This window comes from Streptantibioticus parmotrematis, from assembly GCF_019890615.1.
GTDB classification, from domain to species: domain Bacteria; phylum Actinomycetota; class Actinomycetes; order Streptomycetales; family Streptomycetaceae; genus Streptantibioticus_D; species Streptantibioticus_D parmotrematis.
Genome location: NZ_JAINVZ010000009.1, coordinates 57,632 through 74,103 on the forward strand (window position 1 = coordinate 57,632; position 16,472 = coordinate 74,103).

Annotated in this window: 14 protein-coding genes and 1 riboswitch; of the genes, 8 read left to right on the forward strand and 6 right to left on the reverse strand. The window is 74.0% G+C overall.

Annotation, left to right across the window (positions count from 1 at the left end):
- Positions 1-181 precede the first annotated feature (181 nt).
- Positions 182-961, reverse strand: coding sequence for a class I SAM-dependent methyltransferase (locus tag K7472_RS15125; protein WP_222978163.1), 780 nt, complete (start codon positions 959-961; stop codon positions 182-184).
- A gap of 352 nt (positions 962-1,313) precedes the next feature.
- Here K7472_RS15125 and K7472_RS15130 point away from each other — a divergent pair, with 352 nt between their 5' ends.
- The 4 genes from K7472_RS15130 to K7472_RS15145 all read left to right on the forward strand — a co-directional run bounded on the left by K7472_RS15130 (position 1,314) and on the right by K7472_RS15145 (position 6,716).
- The gene (locus K7472_RS15130) at positions 1,314-2,144 is read left to right on the forward strand and encodes an ATP-binding cassette domain-containing protein (protein ID WP_222978165.1); all 831 of its coding nucleotides are present in this window, start codon (positions 1,314-1,316) and stop codon (positions 2,142-2,144) included.
- Positions 2,116-4,329 carry a YhgE/Pip family protein gene (locus tag K7472_RS15135; RefSeq protein ID WP_222978167.1) on the forward strand — a complete coding sequence of 738 codons (2,214 nt, stop codon included), beginning with the start codon at positions 2,116-2,118 and terminating at the stop codon, positions 4,327-4,329. The genes K7472_RS15130 and K7472_RS15135 overlap by 29 nt, the downstream gene beginning before the upstream one ends.
- A gap of 36 nt (positions 4,330-4,365) precedes the next feature.
- A complete protein-coding gene (locus K7472_RS15140; protein WP_222978169.1) occupies positions 4,366-4,974 on the forward strand; it encodes a TetR/AcrR family transcriptional regulator in 609 nt (202 codons plus the stop codon).
- Positions 4,975-5,291: 317 nt separating this feature from the next.
- A complete protein-coding gene (locus K7472_RS15145; RefSeq protein WP_222978171.1) occupies positions 5,292-6,716 on the forward strand; it encodes a phytoene desaturase family protein in 1,425 nt (474 codons plus the stop codon).
- Positions 6,717-6,779: 63 nt separating this feature from the next.
- On the opposite strand, the gene K7472_RS15150 is transcribed toward K7472_RS15145, so the two are convergent.
- From K7472_RS15150 to K7472_RS15170, 5 genes are all read right to left on the reverse strand, one after another.
- Positions 6,780-7,916: a hypothetical protein gene (locus tag K7472_RS15150; RefSeq protein ID WP_222978173.1), complete on the reverse strand. Its 1,137-nt coding sequence runs from the start codon at positions 7,914-7,916 to the stop codon at positions 6,780-6,782.
- 74 nt (positions 7,917-7,990) lie between these two features.
- Positions 7,991-8,908 carry a methylenetetrahydrofolate reductase [NAD(P)H] gene (gene metF, locus K7472_RS15155; RefSeq protein ID WP_222978175.1) on the reverse strand — a complete coding sequence of 306 codons (918 nt, stop codon included), beginning with the start codon at positions 8,906-8,908 and terminating at the stop codon, positions 7,991-7,993.
- A 148-nt stretch (positions 8,909-9,056) separates the two neighbouring features.
- Positions 9,057-9,824: a thiamine phosphate synthase gene (gene thiE, locus K7472_RS15160; RefSeq protein WP_222978177.1), complete on the reverse strand. Its 768-nt coding sequence runs from the start codon at positions 9,822-9,824 to the stop codon at positions 9,057-9,059.
- A 111-nt stretch (positions 9,825-9,935) separates the two neighbouring features.
- Positions 9,936-10,301: an Rv2175c family DNA-binding protein gene (locus K7472_RS15165; RefSeq protein ID WP_222978178.1), complete on the reverse strand. Its 366-nt coding sequence runs from the start codon at positions 10,299-10,301 to the stop codon at positions 9,936-9,938.
- A 198-nt stretch (positions 10,302-10,499) separates the two neighbouring features.
- A complete protein-coding gene (locus K7472_RS15170) occupies positions 10,500-11,720 on the reverse strand; it encodes an NAD(P)/FAD-dependent oxidoreductase (RefSeq protein ID WP_222978179.1) in 1,221 nt (406 codons plus the stop codon).
- Positions 11,721-11,840: 120 nt separating this feature from the next.
- A riboswitch (TPP riboswitch) is annotated at positions 11,841-11,953 on the forward strand.
- Between K7472_RS15170 and thiO the strand changes: the two genes are divergently transcribed.
- From thiO to pknB, 4 genes are all read left to right on the forward strand, one after another.
- A complete protein-coding gene (thiO, locus tag K7472_RS15175) occupies positions 11,950-13,332 on the forward strand; it encodes a glycine oxidase ThiO (RefSeq protein ID WP_252395644.1) in 1,383 nt (460 codons plus the stop codon). It overlaps the preceding riboswitch by 4 nt.
- The gene (gene thiS / locus K7472_RS15180) at positions 13,329-13,529 is read left to right on the forward strand and encodes a sulfur carrier protein ThiS (protein ID WP_222978180.1); all 201 of its coding nucleotides are present in this window, start codon (positions 13,329-13,331) and stop codon (positions 13,527-13,529) included. The genes thiO and thiS overlap by 4 nt, the downstream gene beginning before the upstream one ends.
- A 1-nt stretch (position 13,530) precedes the next feature.
- A complete protein-coding gene (locus tag K7472_RS15185; protein ID WP_222978181.1) occupies positions 13,531-14,367 on the forward strand; it encodes a thiazole synthase in 837 nt (278 codons plus the stop codon).
- Positions 14,368-14,496: 129 nt separating this feature from the next.
- Positions 14,497-16,455 carry a Stk1 family PASTA domain-containing Ser/Thr kinase gene (gene pknB, locus K7472_RS15190; RefSeq protein WP_222978182.1) on the forward strand — a complete coding sequence of 653 codons (1,959 nt, stop codon included), beginning with the start codon at positions 14,497-14,499 and terminating at the stop codon, positions 16,453-16,455.
- The last annotated feature ends 17 nt before the right edge of the window (positions 16,456-16,472 follow it).

The following is a 16,472-nucleotide window of genomic DNA, read 5'->3' on the forward strand; positions in this document are numbered from 1 at the left end:
CGCATACCCCAGAAACGGGCGGGCATTTCAGCTCCGCGGAACGCTCCGGGCCCGCTCACGCCGCGCGGGCCCTGTTCGACCCGGCCTGCCTCGGCCCGGCCCGCCTCGGCGTGCCTCGGCCCGGCCCGGCTCAGCTCGGCCCGGGCCGCACCGCCAGCACCGCCAGCCCCGCCGGGCCCGCTCACGCCGTCCGACGTGCCGTGATCAGCTCGTGCAGGTACCGCTTGGTGACCCGGCCGCCGAACTCCCCCTCGATCAGCCCGCCCACGCAGTCCAGCAGCCCGCGCCGCGCGCCGGACGGCAGGGCGCGGTGGTTGGAGTAGGTCAGCAGCAGGTCGAGGTACTCGCGGGTGGAGTACGCGATCTCCTGGGCGTACGCGGTGACTTCGGCCTCGCCGAACCGCCCGGAGCGCTCCAGCTCCCCGGTGTCCGTTGCCACCTCGCGTTCGTCCGGCAGCCGCAGCCCTCGCGGCGTGCCCGGCGTCCAGCGCTCGTAGCAGCGCTGGACGCGTTCGAAGAACGGCTCCGTGCCGCCGGCCACGTGGTGCGTGGTCACCAGGGCCAGTGTGCCGCCGGGCACGAGCGCGTCGGCGGCCTTGACGACCCGCACGGCGGGGTCGATCCAGTGGAACGCGGTCGCGCTGACCACGGCGTCGAACGGTTCGGGCGGCAGCGGCCAGTTCTCGAACGCGGCCACCTCGACGCGGGCGCCGGGCCAGGGGGGGAGATTCCGGCGGGCGGCCCGGGCGAGCGCGGGACCGAGTTCGACGGCGACGAGCGTGCCGCCGAGGCGGGCCAGCGGAACGCTCAACTGCCCGGTGCCGGGACCTACTTCGAGGACGCGGGTGCCGGGCCCGAGGCGGGCGCGGCAAGCGAGTGCGGCGACCAGGGCGGACGGATACCGGGGCCTGACCCTGTCGTACCCCTCGGCCCCCTCGTCGAACGTCTCCCGCAACGACACGGCGTCACCCTCCTGTCCCTGTCCTGCCTCGAATCCCCGGCCCTGTCCAGTCCCGACTCCCCGGCCCCTTCCGAACCGCGAGCGCCCGCAGCCATCGCGCGCAACCTCAAGCGATCGCGACCCACCCCAAGCGAACGCGACCGACCCCGAGCGATCACGAACGGCCGCCGCCCCCCATCATCCGCGCCCTCCCGGGCACCCTCTCCGTGGCCAACCGCACACCCTCCCGCGCTGTTTCGACACTTCCGTCCGTGGCCGGTCATGATACTTTTAGACTGACCAGTCAGTTCAAAGAAGTTCGAAGGGTCAGGCCCGGGGAAGCCGACCGGGGCAGACAGCCAGGGAGGGGCAGATGACCGACCGCGACACCGGCGCCCCACGCGGGGCGGCCGTGCAGGCCGAGGGGTTCGGGCTCAAGGGGCCACGGGGATGGGTGTTCAGGGGCGTCACGCTGGACGCGCCACCCGGAACCCTGATCGCGGTCGAGGGCGCGTCCGGATCGGGCCGCACCTGCCTGCTGCTGTCGTTGACCGGCCGCATGCGGGCCACCGAGGGCCGCGCCGAGGTCGGCGGCGTGACGCTGCCCAAGCACCTCGCGGCGGTGCGGCGGTTCACCGCGACCGGCCCCGTGGAGGGCGTGGCGGAGCTGGACCCCGCGCTCACCGTCGCCGAGCACCTGCGGGAACGCGCGTTGCTGCAACGGCGGTTCGACGGTTCGCCGCTCTCCCTGCTGCGGCCCCGCAAGGAGCGTGCCGCGCGGGCGCGGGCGCGTATCGACGAGGCGCTGGAGAGCGCCGGGCTCGACCTGGACACGCTGCCGAAGGGCCCGCGCACCTCCGTGCGCGATCTGGAGCGGCTGGAGGCGCTGCGTCTCGGTGTCGCCCTCGCGCTGATCCAGGGGCCCCGGCTGCTCGCGGTGGACGACGCCGACCACAAGCTGGCCTCCGCCGACCGTGCGGCGGCGTGGGCGCTCCTGCGTGCGGTCGCCGACTCGGGGATCACGGTCGTCGCCGCCTGCACCGAGGCGCCGGAATCCGTGGAGGCGCTGACCGTACGGCTCGGCGCCGCGCAGGAACACGCGGAAGAGGACCCGCAGGACACCGGGGCCACCGAGAACACCGGGGACACCGAAGAGACCGAGGAGGGGGCGGCGGATGCGTACGCCGAGGCTGGCCGCGCTTGAGCTGCGCAAGTTCGGCAGGGGGCGGCTGCCCAGGGCGGCGATGGCGGCCCTGCTGCTGCTTCCGCTGCTGTACGGCGCGCTGTACCTGTGGTCCTTCTGGGACCCGTACGGGCGTCTGGACAAGGTTCCGGTGGCACTCGTCAACGCCGACCAGGGCGCCACGGTGGGCGGCAAGCGGATCGACGCGGGCGCCGACCTGGTGCACAGCCTCAACGGCAACAGCGAGAGCTTCGACTGGAAGACCACCGACGCCGCGCACGCCGCCAAGGGCGTCGAGAACGGCACGTACTACCTGTCGTTGACGATCCCCGCCGATTTCAGCCGCAGGATCGCGTCGAGTTCGGGGAACGACCCGCAGACCGGCGCGCTCCAGGTGCGCACCAACGACGCGAACAACTACATCGTCGGGCAGATCTCGCGCACCGTCTTCTCGGAGATCCGGTCGGCGGCGTCGGCGAAGGCGTCCCGAGGTTTCTACGACAAGATCTTCGTGTCGTTCGCCGACCTGCACGACAAGACGCAGCAGGCCGCCAACGGCGCGGGACAGCTCGCAGGCGGGCTCGGCCAGGCCAAGCAGGGCGGTGACAAGCTCGCCGGCGGACTGGGCACGGCCAAGAAGGGCGGCGACAAGCTCGCCGCGGGCCTCGGCACCGCCAAGCAGGGCAGTGACGCGCTCGCGGGCGGCGCGGGCGCCCTGAACACCGGTCTGGGCAAGCTGGAGAGCGGTTCGTCCACCCTGGCCGGTGGCGCCACCACCGCCGCGGACGGCACGCAGCAGCTCGCCGACAAGGTGAACGCGGTCGCCGGTCAGGTGGAGCCGTTCGTCAAGGACCACTACCAGGAGATCGGCGCCGCCGCGCAGCTGGTCGCCGACGCGTCGAAGACCATCGAGGACAACCTCGGGCAGCTGCCGAAGGCGGTCGACCAGGCGGACAGCCAGGCGAAGTCCGCGTACGAGGAGCTGCGCACGTCGTACACCACCCGGTGCGAGGGCGCGGCGACGCCGGACCCGGCGTGCCCGGCGCTCAAGCAGGAGGTGGCGGCCGGCAAGGTGGTCGCTTCGGTCGCCTCCCAACTCGACACCCTGGTGCACGAGAACTCCGGGACGCTGAGCGATCTGGGCACGCAGCTGGGCCAGTTGCACACCCTCGCCCAGCAGCTCGCGAACGAGGCGCCGCACCTGCCGGACGACATACAAACGGCCGTCAGCAAGGTCAACGAGCTGAACTCCGGAGTGCACGCCCTCGCCCAGGGCGCCAACTCCCTGCACACCGGCCTGACCTCGGCCAAGCAGGGCGCCGGGCAGCTCGACTCGGGGGCCGGGCAGCTCGACAGCGGCCTCGGCACGCTGAAGAACGGCGGCGACACCCTCGCCGGCGGCCTGGGCACGTTGCAGAACGGCGCGCAGACGCTGGACGGCGGCCTGTACAAGCTGGCGGACGGGTCCGACCAGCTGGCCACCGGGCTGCGCGACGGTGTCGGGCAGATACCGGACTACGACACGAAGCAGCGCGACGCGCGCACCTCCGTGATGTCGGATCCCGTGCAGCTGGCGGCGCAGGCGACGCACAAGGCGGACAACTACGGCACCGGTTTCGCGCCGTACTTCATCCCGCTGTCGCTGTGGGTCGGCGCCATGGTGGCGTACATGCTGATGCAGCCGCTCAACCGGCGCGCCCTCGCGGCCGGCGCACCGGCCTGGCGGATCGCGTTCGCCGGATGGCTGCCGGTGGCGGCGGTCGGGGTGCTCCAGGTGGCGGCCCTGCTGTCGGTGCTGCACTGGGCGATCGGTCTCGACATGGTGCGCACGACCGGGACGGTGGCGTTCCTGCTCCTGGTCACCTCCTGCTTCGCGGCGATCGTGCAGTGGCTCAACGCACGCTTCGGCCCGGCCGGACGCGTGCTGGTGCTGGCGCTGCTGATGCTCCAGCTCACCTCTGCGGGCGGCACGTACCCCGTGCAGACATCGCCCGGTTTCTTCAACGCCATCCACCCGTTCCTGCCCATGAGTTACATCGTCGACGGGCTGCGTCACCTGATCACCGGGGGCGAGATGTGGCCGGTGTGGCGGGCGTGCCTGGTGCTGCTGGCGTTCACCGCGGGCTCGTTGATGCTCACGGCGTGGACGGCGCGCCGCAAGCAGGTGTGGACGGTGGACCGGCTGCACCCGGAGATCAGCCTGTGAGCGGACGCGGGTGGCAGGGGGAGGAGAATCAGGGGCATGAACAGCGCGAGACGTGAGGCCACCCGGCAGAAGCTGTACGAGGCCGCGGTCACCCTCATCGCGGAGCAGGGGTTCTCCTCCACCACGGTGGACGAGATCGCCGAGCGGGCGGGGGTCGCCAAGGGCACCGTGTACTACAACTTCGCCAGCAAGAACGATCTGTTCGAGGAGTTGCTGCGGCACGGTGTGGGGCTGCTCACCGCGTCGCTGCGCGAGGCGTCCGAGGGCGCGGTGGCGTCCGGCGGGAGCAACGTCGACGCGCTCGACGCGATGATCAGGGCCGGGCTGGAGTTCATCGCCCGCTACCCGTCGTTCACGCAGCTGTACGTGGCGGAGCTGTGGCGCACCAACCGGGCCTGGCAGTCCACGCTGATGATGGTCCGCCAGGAGGCGGTCGCCGTGGTCGAGAAGGTACTCGGCGCGGCGGTGGACGCGGGCGAGCTGAGCGACGAGATCGACGTGCCGCTGACCGCGTCGGCGTTGTTCGGCATGGTCCTGGTCGCGGCGCTGGACTGGCAGGCGTTCCAGCCCGCCCGCAGCATCGACGACGTCCACGCGGCGCTGTCCCGGCTGTTGCAGGGGCGCGTCGGGGGCCCGAGGGTCTGAACGGCGTGCGCCGGTCGCGTGACACGGCCTGAAGGCCGGGAACGGGCGCGCCGGTCCGGTGCGGCTCCATCCCCCTTCGAGCCGCACCGGACCGGCGCTTCCCCCGTCTCCCCCGGTCGCGGACCGGCCGCCGCCCCGTTCCGCGGCCCCGTGCCCGCGGTGCCGGTGCGCGTCCCGTCCGTGGGCTCCACCCTCTCCCGTCACACCCGTCCCGCCATCCGCACTACTACTCATCCCGGCGCCTGAGTACGGGTACTCACGCGTTCCCTCGCCCCTGCCGCGCGGGGCTGTCAGTGGGTGCCGCTACAGTCCTCGGCATGGGACGGATTGCGGTGATCGGCGCAGGTATGGGCTCGCTGGCGACGGCCGCCCGGCTGGCCGTTCAGGGCCACCGGGTGGCGGTCTTCGAGCGCGCGGAGACCTACGGGGGCGCGGTGGGCGCCTTCCGCAGGGACGGCTTCGCGTTCGACACCGGCCCGGCCCTGCTGCATCTGCCCGCGGTCTACCGCGATCTGTTCGTCAAGACCGGCAAGCGTCCGCTGGAGGAGTGCGTCGAGCTGGTCCAGGTCGATCCCGCGAGCCGCCACCTCTTCCCGGACGGCACGGACCTCGCCCTGCCCAACGCCTCGCGCGCGGGCGTGATCTCCGCCCTGGACGCGGCGTTCGGCGCCGGAGTCGGCGAGCGCTGGGGCGACTTCCTGGGCCGGGCCCGCGTCGTGTGGGAGCGCACCCGCCGCCCGCTGCTGGAGGACACCCTGCGCGAGGACACCGCTCCTCTGGGCCGGGACCCGTACCCGGCGCTGAAGCGCGGGTTGCTGCGCCGTGCCCCCGCGACGGTGGCGGCCGTGGGCGAGCGGGAGTTGCGTCATCCCGGGCTGACCGCGCTGCTGTCGGAGTGCGTGCTGTCCTACGGGCTCGACCCGCGGCAGGCGCCGCCGAGCGCCGCCGTCCTGCCGTACATGGAGCAGACCTTCGGCAGCTGGTACGTGCGCGGCGGCCTGCGCGCGCTGGCCGACGCGGTGTACGAGCGGTGCGAGGAGCGCGGGGTCGAGTTCCGCTTCGGCGCCGAGGTGACCGGCGTCGTCGAGGAGGACGGCCGCGCGACGGGGGTCGAACTCGCCGACGGCACGCGGCAGGAGGCGGACGTCGTGGTGCGCGGCGCCCCCGGCGAGCCGCTCCCCGGCGACCTGGGCCGCTTCGTGGTGCTGCTGGCGCTGCGCGGGGCCCGTCCCGCCGACGCCGCCCACCGCACCGTCGTGCACGGCACCGACGCGCCGCACGACGGCTCGCCGGACGGCCCGGCGCCCACCGTGCGGGTGCTGCGGCCGGACGACGACCGCCTGGTCCCCGACGCCGGCCACGAGGCGGCCGTGCTGAGCGTCACGGTGCCGCCGCAGGGCGCGGTGGACTGGCGCGCCCCCGGATACGCCGACGCCTTCGCCGACCGGGTCGTCGCCGTCGCGGGCGCCGCGATACCGGGGCTGGCGGAGCGGCTGCTGTGGCGCGAGGTGCGCACCCCGGCCGACACCGAACGCGAGACGGGCGCGCCCGGCGGCGCGGTGCCCGCCCCGGCGCTGGCGGGCGCGGACGGCGCGTGGCTGCGCACCGCCAACCGCGGTGTCCCGCGCGGTCTTTACCTGGTGGGCGGCTCGGCCCATCCGGGCGGCGGGCTGGCGCACGCGGGCATGTCGGGCGCGATGGTGGCCGACCTGGTCGCGGGCGGCCCGGGCGGCAGCCGCTGAACGCCGCGCACGGCGAGGGCCGTTGAGCGCCGGGCATGAAGACGGCCGCCGAAGGGCCGAGTACTAGCCGTACGGATACGGCTCGTACGGGTCGGGCGTGCGCGTCTCGTGGTCGTGGGCGGGCGGTGCCTGCTGCGGGATGTGGGCCTGCTCGCCCGGGTGGCCGCCGGACGGCGTCCAGACGCCCTCGGGCGGGGTGTCGTAGCCGTACGGCTGCTGCTGCGGTGCCTGGCCGCCGTCCTGCTGCGGCGCGTACGACCCGTGGGGCGCGGCGTAGGGGTCGTAGCCGGGCTGCTGACCGTAGGGCTGCTGGAGGTACTGCCCCAGCGGGTCGCCGCCCGGCTGGTCGGTCCCGAACTGGTCAGTCCCGAACTGGTCGGCGTCGTAGGGCTGTTGGGCGAAGGGGTCCTGGGCGTAGGGCTGCTGTGCGTAGCCCTGCTGCGGTACGTACGCCTGCTCGTCGTAGCCCTGCGCCGCGCCCGCGAAGCCGCCGTAGCCGGGGGCGGCGCCCGCCGCGAAGACGTCGTCCAGCCCTTCCTGGCCGCCGAAGATGTCGTACCCGTACGCCGTGGCGGGCTGGGGCTCCGGCGCGTCGCTGCCGTAGCCGCCGGTGGCGTACGGGTCGGAGCCGTAGCCGGAGTGGTCGGTGTACGCCGGGTACTCGCCGCTGTCGTCGGACATCGGCACCGGTGAGTAGACCTGCGTGGAGTCGTCGCCGTCCCCGGTGGGGGCGGCGGCGTGGCCGTAGGCGCCGAAGGTGGCGAAGGCCGTCTCGTCGGCGACCGGGTCCATGACGCCGGTGGCCGCGAGGTCGTCGGCGTCCGCGTCGACGGGCGGCGTCACGGCGTCGCCCGCGGTGGCCGCCTCGACGGCCGACACCTCCAGGGTCGGCCCGGCCTGCCCTGCCGTCCTGCCACCGGTCTTGCGGCGGCGGCTGGTGCCGGGCCGCCCACCGACCGCCCAACCGGTGGAGAACCCGCGCCGGTGCGAGAGCGTGACGAAGGCCTGACCGGTGCCGAACGCGACGGCGCCCAGCGCGACGATCACCACCTCGTGCATGGCGACGCCGACGACGACGCACAGGAACCCGGTGAAGGCCGCCAGCCGCCAGCGCAGTCGCGCCTTGTGCTGGAAGAGCACCTCCCCCAGCAGCCACAGCGCGACGACACCGAACGCGACGTAGAGCACTGCGTAGCCCATGTCCGCACTTCCTCACCGATCACCGTCGCCGCCGCCGGGTTCTCCGGGACGACGGGCTCACCCACGCGAGCCTCTCACGACCTCTGGTGCAGACCGAGATTCTCGTAGATCTCCAGGGATGCCGTGGAGTGGTTCAGCGTAATGAAGTGGAGCCCGGGAATGTCCTCCGCCATCAGTCTGCGGCACATCTCGGTCGCGAACTCCACGCCGATCTCGCGCACCGCCACCGGGTCGTCGCTCACCGCCATGATGCGCTCGGCCAGTTCGGGCGGGAAGGGCGCGTTGCCGAGCTGCGAGAAACGTTCGATCTGGCGGACGTTGGTGACCGGCATGATCTCCGGGATGATCGGCGTGTCGCAGCCCGCGGCGGCCACCCGGTCCCGCAGCCGCAGGTACGCGTCGGCGTCGAAGAACATCTGGGTGATGGCGAAGTCGGCGCCCGCCCTGCACTTGTCGACGAAGTGCCGGGCGTCGGTGGCCGGGTCGGTGGACCGCGGGTGCGTCTCGGTGAACGCCGCGACGCCGACGCAGAAGTCGCCGGACTCCTTGATCAGCCGGACCAGGTCGGCGGCGTAGGTGAGGCCCTGCGGGTGCGGGACCCACTCCCCCATCGGGTCGCCGGGCGGGTCGCCGCGCACCGCGAGCATGTTGCGAATGCCCGCGTCCGCGTACTGGCCGATGATGTTGCGCAGCTCGGCCACCGAGTGGTTGACGGCGGTCAGGTGGGCGCAGGGGGTCAGCGTCGTGTCGGAGACGATGCGGTCGGTCGCGCGGACGGTGCCCTCGCGGGACGAGCCGCCGGCGCCGTAGGTGACCGAGACGAACGTGGGCCCGACCATCTCGATGCGCCGGATGGCGTTCCAGAGGGTCCGCTCGCCCTTCTCGGTCTTGGGCGCGGCGAACTCGAACGAGTACGAGCGCTCACCGGAGGCCAGCAGCTCACGGATGGTGACCGCGCGATCGGTCCTGGTGGAAGGTGTTCCAAGGGCCATATACGCAGGCTATAGGCGTCGCGGACGGTACGAGAGCCCGATTCACCATATGGACAACCATCGGTCGTCGGGTGGACGGAATCCGGACAACGGGGACGACGGGCATCCGGCGCCGCTCGCCTCCGGGAAGTCGCATACCGGCCCGCGTTCAGTCCGCGTTGCGCACCGCGGCCGCCAGGCGGGCGGTGGCGTCGGCGGGGTCGTCGGCGTCGGTGATGGCGCGGACCACGACGACGCGGCGGGCTCCCGCGGCCAGCACTTGGTCGACGGTGGTCAGGTCGATGCCGCCGATGGCGAACCAGGGCCGGTCGGTGCCGAGCCCGGCGGCGTACTCGACCAGCGGCAGCCCGGGCGCGGGGCGGCCCGGCTTGGTCGGGGTGGGCCAGCACGGCCCGGTGCAGAAGTAGTCGGCGCCCGGCTGGACGGACGCGGCGGCGGCCTCCGCCTCGGCGTGGCACGACCGTCCGATGATCACGTCGTCGCCCAGGATCGCGCGGGCGGTGGGCACCGGCAGGTCGCCCTGCCCGAGGTGGAGCACGTCGGCCCCGGCGGCGTGGGCGACGTCGGCCCGGTCGTTGACGGCGAGCAGCTTGCCGTGCCGGCGGCAGGCCTCACGGAAGACGGCGAGGTGGTCGAGTTCCTCCGCGGCCTCCATGCCCTTGTCGCGCAGCTGGACGACGTCGACGCCGCAGGAGAGCACCGCGTCGAGGAATTCCGGCAGGTCACCGCGGTCGCGGCGGGCGTCGGTGCACAGGTAGAGCCGGGCGTCGGCGAGGCGGGCGCGACGTTCGGCGCCCACGGCGGTCGCGTCGGGCGCCCCCGCGGCGGTCGCGGCGGGCGTCGTACCGGCGGTCCCGGGCGCCGTCCCCGAGGTCGTGCCGAGCGGCGTGGTCCCCGTGGTCCCGGATGAGGTCATGGCTGCGGCGCTCCCCTGGCCCTGGTCGGGCCCCCGTCGACGGGGGCGGCCGGTCCGCCCCCGGACGGGGACGGCCACCCGACCGCCCCCGTCATGGTCGAGGGGGAACGGTCACATGGCGAGCGCCTGGGCCCTGCGCTTCACCTCGGTCCCGCGATTCTCGCGCAGGGCCTGGACGGGGGTGCCGGGCAGGGTGGGGTCAGGCGTGAAGAGCCACTCCAGCGCCTCCTCGTCGGTGAAGCCGTCGTCCTTCAGGAGCGTCAGCGTCCCCGAGAGCCCCTTGATCACCTTGCCGTCGCCGATGAAGTCGGCGGGGACCATCAGCACCCGGTTCTCACCGCGGCGCACCGCGATGAGCTGGCCTTCCTTGATGAGCGGGCGGATGCGGGTCACTTCGAGGCCGAGTCGCTCGGCGACGTCGGGCAAGGTGAGCCAGGAGGGTACGAGGGAGTCAGTCTTGGTGTCGATCTCGGTCACAGGACAAGCCTGCCATCCGCCACGGACAACCGGAACCCGGACGGGTCCCGGCGGGCGACACGCCGCCGCCCACCAGGGTTACGGCGACAGCCCCCGCCAAGCCAAGGGCGACAGCCCCCACGCCCGCGCGCGAAGAGCCCCGCACGCCCCCACCAGGGTTACGGAACCACGGCCCGCCCCGGGATCACGCCCCCGGCGTCACGACACCGCGCTGCGCACCGCCGTCTTCAGCGGCACCGACGGGTCCGCCGCCGCCTCCGGGTCCAGCAGCGCGCCGCGTTCGATGAGCTTGCGGCCCTGCGCCAGGTCGCGCGGGCGTCCGACGGCCAGCAGCGCGGCGAGCGCGCCGTCCCGCAGCCAGCACACCGACCACGCCGTGCTGTCCATGTCGCCGCGTACGACCATCAGATCGTCCTCCGCGTGCCACCCCGCGTACTGCACGAAGCGGCCGAACTGCTCCGACCAGAAGTACGGCACCGGGTCGTAGACCTCGTCCGCCCCGAGCACGTTGGCGGCGGCGGTGCGCGGGCCCTGCACCGCGTTGTCCCAGTGGTGGACGAGCAGGCGGCGGCCGTAGCGCGCGGAGGGGAAGGAGGCGCAGTCGCCGACCGCGTGGACGTCGGGCACGTCGGCGCGCAGCCGGTCGTCGACGAGCACCGCGCGGTCGGGCCCGAGCGTGAGGCCGGAGCCCGCGAGCCAGCCGGTGTCGGGCCGGGCGCCCACGCCGACGACCGTGGCGTGCGCGGTCAGCCGCGCTCCGGAGTCCAGCACCACGGCTCCCGGTTCGACCTGCGCCACCCGGTGTCCGGTCAGCAGCGTGACGCCCGCGTCGGCGTACCACTGCCGCATCGGTTCGGCGACGGAGGCGGGCAGGACCGAGGCGAGCGGGCGGGCCGCGGCCTCGACGACGGTGACCGGGCATCCGGCCTCGCGGGCGGCGGTGGCGAACTCGGCGCCGATCCAGCCCGCGCCGACCACGACGACCTCGCGCCCGGCGGCCAGCACGGGCCGCAGCGCGTTGGCGTCGTCCAGCGTGCGCAGCACGTGGACCCCGGTGAGACCGGCGGCTCCCGGCAGGGTGATCGGCGCGGCCCCCGTGGCGATCACCAGCTTGTCGTACGGCAGCGCCCCCGCGGTGGTGACGACCTCGTGCTCGGCCGGGCGCAGCGCGTCGGCGTGCACGCCGAGCCGCAGGTCGATGCCGAGGCCGTCGAAGTCCACGTCGAACGCGGAGCCGTCGGCGGCGCCGAGCAGGACCGACTTCGACAGCGGGGGCCGGTCGTAGGGCGGATGGGATTCCTCGCCGATCAGGGTCACGGAGCCGGCGAAGCCCAGTTCGCGCAGGGACACCGCGGTCCGCACCCCGGCCATGCCGGCGCCGACCACCACGACTCGTCGCACGCTCCGTTCGTCACTCACGCGATCACGGTAACGCCGTACGGGCCGGATGCCGCAGCAGCGTGCGGCGAGATCTCTGACACACCGTCACCGTGGGCTCACTCTTCAGGGCGCCGGGACCGCGTACTACAGTGGCCGCCGTAGTGCACTCGCGGGAGCCCGGACGACCGGGCTGAGAGGGCGGCTGGGCGGCCGCCGACCGTAGGAACCTGATCCGGGTCATGCCGGCGAAGGGAGGAGCGGACCGGTCATGCGTGTTTCCGGAACGACGACGGCCACGACGAGGGCGGCGCCCGCCGAGCAGGCGGCGACGGCACCGCCTGCGACATCGGCGACGCCGGCACCCACGACAGCGCTCGCGAAGACGCCCGCGCCCGCCACGACACCGACACCGACACCGACACCCCCACGGTCGTCCGGGCGGTGCCCCGCCTACGACGTCGTGGTCGTCGGCGGTGGGATCATCGGCCTGGTCACCGGCTGGCGGGCGGCCCAGCACGGCCTGAGCACGGCGGTGGCCGACCCGGATCCGGGTGGCGGCGCGGCGCGGGTGGCCGCCGGGATGCTGGCGGGGGTGACAGAGCTGCAGTACGGCGAGCAGACGCTGCTGGCGCTCAACCTCGCCTCCGCCCGCCGCTATCCGGCCTTCGCCGAGGAGCTGACCGGGGCGACCGGGCTCGACCTCGGGTACCGCCCGTGCGGCACGCTCGCCGTCGCCCTCGACGCCGACGACCGCTCGGAGCTGCGCGAACTGCACGCGTTCCAGCGCTCGCTGGGCCTGGACGCGCAGTGGCTGACCGGCCGCGAGTGCCGCCGCCTGGAACCGATGCTGGCGCCCGGGGTCCGCGGCGGCCTGCGGGTGGACGGCGACCACCAGATCGACCCGCGCCGCCTGGCCGCCGCCCTGCTGAAGGCCGCCGAGGGCGCCGGGGTGGCCTTCCACCGCGAGCCGGTGGAACGGATCACGGTGGCGCGCGACCGTGCCGAGGGTGTGGTGCTGCGGGACGGCACCGCGCTGTCCGCCGGGCGGGTCGTGCTGGCGGCGGGCAGCCGCAGCGGCCGGATCGCCGGGGTGCCGCCGCGCGTGGTGCCTCCGGTGCGGCCGGTCAAGGGGCAGGTGCTGCGGCTGCGGGTGCCGCCCGCGTACGCGCCGTTCCTGTCGCGGACCGTACGGGCGGTGGTGCGCGGCGGGCACGTCTACCTGGTGCCGCGGGAGAACGGCGAGCTGGTGATCGGCGCGACCAGCGAGGAGCTGGGCTGGGACACCACCGTCACCGCGGGCGGGGTCTACGAACTGCTGCGGGACGCGCACGAACTCGTCCCCGGGATCACCGAACTGCCGCTGGTCGAGACGCTGGCCGGACTGCGCCCCGGCTCCCCCGACAACGCGCCGCTGCTCGGGCCGACCGGGCTGCCCGGGCTGCTGCTGGCCACCGGTCACCACCGCAACGGGGTGCTGCTGACGCCGGTCACCGGGGACGTGATGGCGCACGCCCTCACCCACGGCGGGCTGCCGCCGTACGCGGAGCCGTTCACGCCCGGGCGCTTCGGCGGCGCCGACGCCCCGGGGGCCCCGCCCGCGTACGGCCTCCCGCCCTCCGCGACACCCTCACCCCAGGAGCAGACCGTATGAACCTCTCCGTGAACGGCGAACCGCGCGAGGTGGCGGACGGGCTGACGCTCGACGGCCTGGTCGCGACGCTCACCACCGCGCGCTCCGGGGTCGCCGCCGCCGTCAACGAGGCGGTGGTGCCGCGCGGCGCGTGGGGCCGTACGCCGCTGGGCGACGGCGACCGGGTGGAGGTCCTGACCGCGGTGCAGGGAGGCTGACGTGGCGGTCGTGACGCAGGAGACGGCCGACGGCGATCCGCTGGTGATCGCGGGGACCGCGTTCGGCTCCCGGCTGATCATGGGGACCGGCGGCGCGACCGGCCTGGACGTGCTGGAACGGGCGCTGCTGGCGTCCGGCACCGAGCTGACGACGGTGGCGATGCGCAGGCTGGACCCCTCGGTCCAGGGTTCGGTGCTGAGCGTGCTGTCCGCGCACGGCATCCGTCCGCTGCCCAACACCGCGGGCTGCTTCACGGCGGGCGAGGCCGTGCTCACCGCGCGGCTGGCCCGGGAGGCGCTGGGCACCGACTGGATCAAGCTCGAAGTGGTCGCCGACGAGCGCACGTTGCTGCCCGACCCGGTCGAACTGCTCGACGCCGCCGAGACGTTGGTGGACGACGGCTTCACCGTGCTGCCGTACACCAATGACGACCCGGTGCTGGCGCGGAAGCTGGAGGACGTCGGGTGCGCGGCGATCATGCCGTTGGGCTCGCCGATCGGTTCGGGCCTGGGCATCCGCAATCCGCACAACTTCCAGCTGATCGTGGAGCGTTCGGGCGTCCCGGTGATCCTGGACGCGGGCGCGGGCACCGCCTCCGACGTGGCGCTCGCCATGGAACTCGGCTGCGCGGCGGTCATGCTGGCCTCCGCGGTCACCCGGGCGCGGGAACCGGTGCTCATGGCTCGGGCGATGCGGCACGCGGTCGAGGCGGGCCGCCTGGCGCAGCGCGCGGGCCGCATCCCGCGCAGGCTCCACGCCCTCGCCTCCTCCCCCGCCGAGGGCGTCGCGGACCTGGCCGCGCCCGTCTCGTACGACCCGGAGCGCCCGGCGTTCTGAGCCTGACCGGACGCGGCCCGGCCGATCCGCCCGCCCCCGTCACAGTTCTGTCGCAGTAGCGCATCGGCCCGGCGCGGGAGCCGACCGGGGGCGCGGCGGGGCGCCCCGGTCCTCGTAGACTCACGTTCCGTGGACACGACCTTGCACGACCCCCTCGTCGGCCTGGTGCTGGACGGCCGGTACCGGATCGAGGAGCGGATCGCCGTGGGTGGGATGGCCACGGTCTACCGGGCCGTGGACACCCGCCTCGACCGCGTGCTCGCGCTGAAGGTGATGCACCCGGCGCTCGCCGCCGACGCGGTCTTCGTCGAGCGCTTCATCCGCGAGGCGAAGTCGGTGGCCCGCCTGGACCACACCAACGTCGTCGGGGTCTTCGACCAGGGCGCGGACGGCGGTTACGTCTATCTCGCGATGGAGTACGTGGCGGGCTGCACGCTGCGCGACGTGCTGCGCGAGCAGGGCGCGCTGCCGCCCAGGGCCGCGCTCGACATCCTGGAGCCGGTCCTTGCCGCGCTGGGCGCCGCGCACCGGGCGGGCCTGGTGCACCGGGACATGAAGCCGGAGAACGTGCTGATCGGCGACGACGGCCGGGTCAAGGTCGCCGACTTCGGCCTGGTACGGGCGGTGGGCACCGAGACCACCAGCTCCACCGGTTCGGTCCTGGGCACGGTCTCCTACCTCGCCCCGGAGCAGATCCAGGACGGCACGGCCGACCAGCGCACCGACGTCTACGCGTGCGGGGTGCTGCTGTACGAGATGCTGACCGGCGCCAAGCCGTACGACGGCGCCACGCCCGCGACCGTGCTCTACCAGCATCTGCACGAGGACGTCCCGCCGCCGTCGGCCGCCGTGCCGGGGATGGCCGAGGAGCTGGACGCGCTCGTGGAGGGCGCCGCGGCCCGCGACCCGAAGGCGCGTCCGGCCGACGCGGTCGAACTGCTCGGCCTGCTGCGCACGGTCCGTGCCGCGCTCACGCCCGCCCAGCTCGACGCGGTCCCGCCGGGCGCGGCGTCCGGCAGGGCGTCCGGTGCGGACGACCGCACGACGGTCCTGCGGCGCGGCACGTCCGCCGACGCCGAGCGGACCGACCGCCTGGAGCCGCACGGCGGCGGCGAGCTGAACCGCACGAGCCGCTACCAGGTTCCGCCCGACCTCGTCAGGCCGGACGACACCGACGCGACGGCCGCCTCGTCCGGGCGGGGCCGTCGCGGGATGCCCCGGCGCGGGGTGATCGCGGTGCTGGTGGCGCTGGCGGTGCTGCTGTGCGGCGGCGCGGTGGTCTGGTACGTGGGCGCGGGGCAGTTCACCAACGTGCCCGCGGTCCTGGCGATCCCGAAGGCGCGGGCCGAGCAGAAGCTGCACGCGGCGGGCCTGGGCGTGCGCGTCACCGAGGACTACAGCGCGACGGTGGCCAAGGGCGACGTGATCTCCACCGACCCCGGTCCGGGCGGCCGCATCCGGGGCAACGGCACCGTGCACGTCGTGGTCTCGCGGGGCGTACGCCACGTGGACGTGCCGAAAGTCGCCGGTGAGCCGCTGGACCAGGCGCGCAAGAGCGTGAAGGCGGCGGGTCTCACGCCGGGGACGGTGGCGCAGGCGTTCAGCGACACGGTTCCGGCGGGCTCGGTCGTCTCGACGGACCCGCCCGGCGGCACGCCGCGCAGCACGGGTGACGCGATCGCGTTCACGGTCAGCAAGGGCAAGGCGGTCTCCGTGCCCAGCGTGATCGGCTCGTCGGTCAGCGACGCGCAGCAGAAGCTCCAGGGGCTCGGCCTGAAGGTGCGGATCGCGGGCACCCCGGTCTTCTCCGACGACGTGCCGAAGAACGCGGTCGCCCAGCAGTCCCCGGCGAACGGCCAGGTGGCGCAGGGCGACACGATCACCCTGACGATCTCCAAGGGCCAGCAGCTGTTCAAGGTCCCGGACGTCACCGGCCAGGACGTGGACACGGCGAAGCAGACCCTCCAGGCGGCGGGCTTCAAGGTCAGCGTGATCCAGCTGTTCTTCACCGGCAAGGTCTTCAACGAGGACCCGGCGGGCGGAAGCATGCAGCCGAAGAACACCACGATCACCCTGTGGGCCCGCTGACGCGAGCCCGCACCCCG

Excerpts from the sequence above, each read along its gene's own strand:
- thiO (WP_252395644.1), top strand. The coding sequence starts at position 11,950 with ATGCGTGTTTCCGGAACGACGACGGCCACGACGAGGGCGGCGCCCGCC.
- K7472_RS15140 (WP_222978169.1), top strand. The coding sequence starts at position 4,366 with ATGAACAGCGCGAGACGTGAGGCCACCCGGCAGAAGCTGTACGAGGCC.
- K7472_RS15145 (WP_222978171.1), top strand. The coding sequence starts at position 5,292 with ATGGGACGGATTGCGGTGATCGGCGCAGGTATGGGCTCGCTGGCGACG.
- thiE (WP_222978177.1), bottom strand. The coding sequence starts at position 9,824 with ATGACCTCATCCGGGACCACGGGGACCACGCCGCTCGGCACGACCTCG.
- K7472_RS15150 (WP_222978173.1), bottom strand. The coding sequence starts at position 7,916 with ATGGGCTACGCAGTGCTCTACGTCGCGTTCGGTGTCGTCGCGCTGTGG.
- thiS (WP_222978180.1), top strand. The coding sequence starts at position 13,329 with ATGAACCTCTCCGTGAACGGCGAACCGCGCGAGGTGGCGGACGGGCTG.
- K7472_RS15130 (WP_222978165.1), top strand. The coding sequence starts at position 1,314 with ATGACCGACCGCGACACCGGCGCCCCACGCGGGGCGGCCGTGCAGGCC.
- metF (WP_222978175.1), bottom strand. The coding sequence starts at position 8,908 with ATGGCCCTTGGAACACCTTCCACCAGGACCGATCGCGCGGTCACCATC.
- K7472_RS15135 (WP_222978167.1), top strand. The coding sequence starts at position 2,116 with ATGCGTACGCCGAGGCTGGCCGCGCTTGAGCTGCGCAAGTTCGGCAGG.